Consider the following 4028-nt stretch of genomic DNA (forward strand, 5'->3'; position numbering starts at 1 on the left):
GCCCTCCCCGGAGGCGCTGCTCGACGGCGTGATCGCGCTCCTGCCGCGCGGCGCGGTCGGCGCGGGGGTGCGGCGGGCCCGGAACATGCTGGACTACGACGACGCCGGCACAGTGGCGGCGGTCCTCGGCTGCGGGCGGCGCACCAGCGCGCAGGACACCGTGCCGTTCGCCCTGTGGTCGGCGGCCCGCGGGCTCGGTGCTTTCGAGCGGGCCTTCTGGACCACCGCGCAGGTGGGCGGCGATGTCGACACGACCTGTGCGATCGTCGGCGGAGTGGTCGCCTCCGGGCGCGCCGGGGCGCCGCCCCGGAAGTGGCTGGAGCGGACGGAAGCGCTGCCCGCGTGGGGGGACGCGGCCTGGCGTCTCCTCGCCTGATCTGCCGCGGTCCTGACGAAGGTCCCGCACGCCGTCGGCTGCCGCGCGCTGGACGGGCCGTAGAGGCGTGGAGTACGAAAGCGGCACGAAAACGGTACGGGACGCTCCACGCGGGAGCGTCCCGTACCGCCTCCGTACGTACGGCAGCCCTCAGGCGACCGGCCCCGCCGCCTTGCCGCTCAGCGCCTCCAGGTCGCTCTTCCGCACCCGTATCACCAGCACCGCCGTCAACAGCGCGACCACCACCATCGCCACCGCCGCCATGAACGCGGTCGAGATGCCCTGGGTCAGCACCGCGTGGCCCCAATGCCCCGGCAGCTGCTGCGTCTTCGCCAGCTCCGCCTTCTCCGCCGCGCTGCCCTGCGCCAGGAACGACGGCAGCTGCTTGTCGGCCTCGTCGCGGCTCGCCGTACCGAAGACGGTGACCAGGATCGAGAGCCCGAGCGAACCACCCACCTGCTGGCTCGCGTTGAGCAGACCGGAGGCCGCGCCCGCCTCGTGCTGCGCCACCCCGGAGACCGCGGTCAGCGTGAGGGTGACGAAGTTCAGCCCCATGCCGAAGCCGAAGATCACCAGCGGGCCGAGGACACCGCCGACGTACGTGCTCCCCGGGTCGATCAGGGTCAGCCAGAGCAGCCCGACCCCGGCGAACGCCGATCCGGCCACCATGAACGGCTTCGGACCGAGGACCGGCAGGAGCCGCTGCGAGAGACCGGCGCCCACGGCGATCGCGACCGTCACGGGCAGGAACGCGAGGCCCGAGGTGATCGGGCTGTAGTCCAGCACGTTCTGCACGAAGAGGACGATGAAGAAGAACATGCCGAACATGGCCGCCGCGAGGCTCAGCATGATGACGTACGTCCCCGAACGGTTCCGGTCGGCGAACATCCGCAGCGGCGTGATGGGTTCCTTCGCCCGCGACTCGACCAGGACGAACGCCGCGAGCAGCACGACCGCCGCCGCGAACGAGCCGATGGTGACCGAGTCCTTCCATCCCTCCTCGGACGCCCTGATGAAGCCGTACACGAGGGACGCCATGCCCAGTGTCGACGTCGCGGCGCCGGTGAGGTCGAAGCGCCCCGGGTGCCGTTCGGACTCGTTGATGTACATCGGGGCGAGCACGGCGATCAGTACGCCGATCGGCACGTTGACGAAGAACACCCACCGCCAGTCGAGCCACTCGGTGAGCATGCCGCCGGCCAGCAGTCCGACCGCGCCGCCGCCCGCGGACACGGCGGCGAACACCCCGAACGCCCGGTTGCGCTCCGGGCCTTCCGCGAACGTGGTGGTGATGAGCGCCAGCGAGGTGGGGGAGGCGATCGCGCCGCCCACCCCCTGGAGCACGCGGGCGGCGAGCAGCTGCCACGGCTCCTGGGCGAAACCGCCCAGGAGGGAGGCGAACGTGAAGAGCAGGATGCCCGCCATGAAGACCCGGCGGCGTCCTAGGACGTCGCCTGCCCGGCCGCCGAGCAGCAGCAGACCGCCGAACGTGAGGGTGTACGCGCTCAGCACCCAGGAAAGATCTGTGGTGGAGAAGCTCAGCGCGTTCTGGATGTGCGGGAGCGCGATGTTCACAATGGTGGCGTCAAGCACCACCATGAGCTGGCAGGCCGCGATGACGGCGAGCGCGATTCCCGGGCGCCCGCTCCGTCGGGCCGCGCCCGGTGAGGCGCCGGGTGTGTCGAGTTGAGAGGTTGTCACTGCTGGATCCCCCACAAGTGAATTAGTGAACGCATCCGTTCACTGTCCCGCATACGGTAGTGAGTCCCCTTCAAGGAACGCAAGCGTTCACTGGGTGCTGTCTCGCAGGCGTTCACTGGGTGCTGTCGACCCAGGAGCCGTCCCCCGATGGAGAGTTACTGATGGTTTCTTCGCGTCCCGCCGCCGGGGCCCGGCCGCAATCCGTGTCCCTGCGCCGGCGGGGGCCCGTACTGGAACGGGCCATTCTCGAGGCCGCGCTGGAGCAGTTGAGCAGGGTCGGCTGGAACGGCCTGACGATGGAGGGGGTCGCCGCGGGCGCCAGGACGGGCAAGGCCGCCGTCTACCGGCGCTGGCCCTCCAAGGAGGACCTGGTCGCGGACGCCCTCCAGGCCGGCCTGCCGGCGGTCGGGGAGGCGCCCGACCGGGGGAGTGTGCGCGAGGACCTGTTCGAACTGTGCCGGCGGATGCGGGACGCGATGTTCTCCTTGCCGGGGGCCGCCCTGCGCGCGGTCGTTCACGAATGCGACGCGCCCACCGCCGAACGTTTCCACGGGCTGATCTTCCGCGGAGTCATCGAACCGTCCAACCGCCTCTTCGGAGAGGTCGTGCGCCAGGGGATCCGGCGGGGGGAGGTTCGTTCCGACGCCATCGGCGAGTTGGTCTTCGATGTGATCCCGGCGCTGATGATGTACCGCTCCAAGATGTGCGCCAGCGAACTGCCCGACGAGGAGATCGCCGAGATGATCGACCGGGTCATGGTGCCGCTGCTGCGCGCGCGGCCTGTTTGAGCCGGTCCGCCACGGCGCGGCCGGTCTGGGACGGCCAGTCTGGGACGGCCGGTCTGGCACGGCCAGTCCGGGACGGCCGGTTTGGGACGGCCGGTTTGGGACGGCCGGTTTGGGACGGTCCGGGAGGGCGCGTGGCGCGACAGTGGGTACCCGCCCTGTCGCGTCGCGTCGGGTCGGCGTAATGTTGCCGACGCCATGCCGTACGAAGCACCCACGCACACTGTCGAGCGATCGCTCCGAGCGACCACCGGCGCCAGGATCATCGCCGGCGTCGACGAAGTCGGACGCGGAGCGTGGGCCGGACCCGTCACCGTCTGCGCCGCCGTCACCGGACTGCGCAGGGCTCCGGCCGGCCTCACCGACTCGAAGCTCATCAGCCCCAAGCGCCGTACGGAGCTGGCGGGTGAGCTGGCGGGGTGGGTCACCTCGTACGCGCTCGGACACTCCTCCCCGGAGGAGATCGACGAGCTGGGGATGACCGCGGCCCTGCGGCTCGCCGCCGTACGCGCCCTGGAGGCGCTGCCGGTACGGCCCGACGCGGTGATCCTGGACGGCAAGCACGACTATCTCGGGGGGCCCTGGCAGGTGCGTACGGTCATCAAGGGCGACCAGTCCTGCGTCTCGGTGGCGGCCGCCTCGGTGCTCGCCAAGGTGCGCAGGGACGCCATGATGGCCGAACTGGGCGCCGGGTCCGAGGAGTACGCCCCGTTCGCCTTCGGTGCCAACGCCGGCTATCCCTCGCCGGTGCACAGGACGGCGCTGGAGGAGCGGGGGCCGACGGCCCAGCACCGGCTCTCGTGGTCCTACCTCGACGGCCTGCCGCGCTGGCGGCACCTCAAGAAGGTCAGGGTCTCCGCGGAGACGGCCGCGATGGAAAGCGGGGGCCAACTCGGCTTCGATTTCTGAAACTTCCGGTGAACCCTCCGGCCCGTGTGTCATCCGACCGCGGACATGGGTACAAATGTGCCAACCCGCCGATGCTTTTCGCGTCGGTATTTGATAGACATCCAGTTATGCCTCTCTTCCCCGAGGAGCCTCAGATTCACGAGAGAGCCCAGGGTCCCAGCGCCACCCCGGCCACCGGCCGGACCGCGCAGACCCCCCGTCCTGTACCCGGCCCGCGTCCCGTACCGGGGCCGCGCTCCGCGGCGACCCCGCGTCCC

General features: G+C 70.9%; 4 protein-coding genes. 3 read left to right on the forward strand and 1 reads right to left on the reverse strand.

Features of this window, described 5'->3' with window-relative positions; genetic code table 11:
- A partial coding sequence (locus tag GT042_RS37670) for an ADP-ribosylglycohydrolase family protein (protein WP_161313167.1) occupies positions 1-376 on the forward strand: 376 nt, incomplete at its 5' end.
- Positions 377-526: 150 nt separating this feature from the next.
- Here the strand turns inward: GT042_RS37670 and GT042_RS37675 are convergent.
- Entirely contained in the window at positions 527-2077 is a 1551-nt protein-coding gene (locus GT042_RS37675) for an MFS transporter (RefSeq protein WP_161313168.1), read from the reverse strand.
- Positions 2078-2238: 161 nt separating this feature from the next.
- Between GT042_RS37675 and GT042_RS37680 the strand changes: the two genes are divergently transcribed.
- Both GT042_RS37680 and GT042_RS37685 read left to right on the forward strand, forming a co-directional pair.
- The gene (locus tag GT042_RS37680) at positions 2239-2865 is read left to right on the forward strand and encodes a TetR/AcrR family transcriptional regulator (RefSeq protein ID WP_161313169.1); all 627 of its coding nucleotides are present in this window, start codon (positions 2239-2241) and stop codon (positions 2863-2865) included.
- Positions 2866-3060: 195 nt separating this feature from the next.
- Positions 3061-3771: a ribonuclease HII gene (locus GT042_RS37685; RefSeq protein ID WP_161313170.1), complete on the forward strand. Its 711-nt coding sequence runs from the start codon at positions 3061-3063 to the stop codon at positions 3769-3771.
- Positions 3772-4028 lie beyond the last annotated feature (257 nt).

It is taken from the genome of Streptomyces sp. SID3212, assembly GCF_009865405.1.
Classification (GTDB): domain Bacteria; phylum Actinomycetota; class Actinomycetes; order Streptomycetales; family Streptomycetaceae; genus Streptomyces.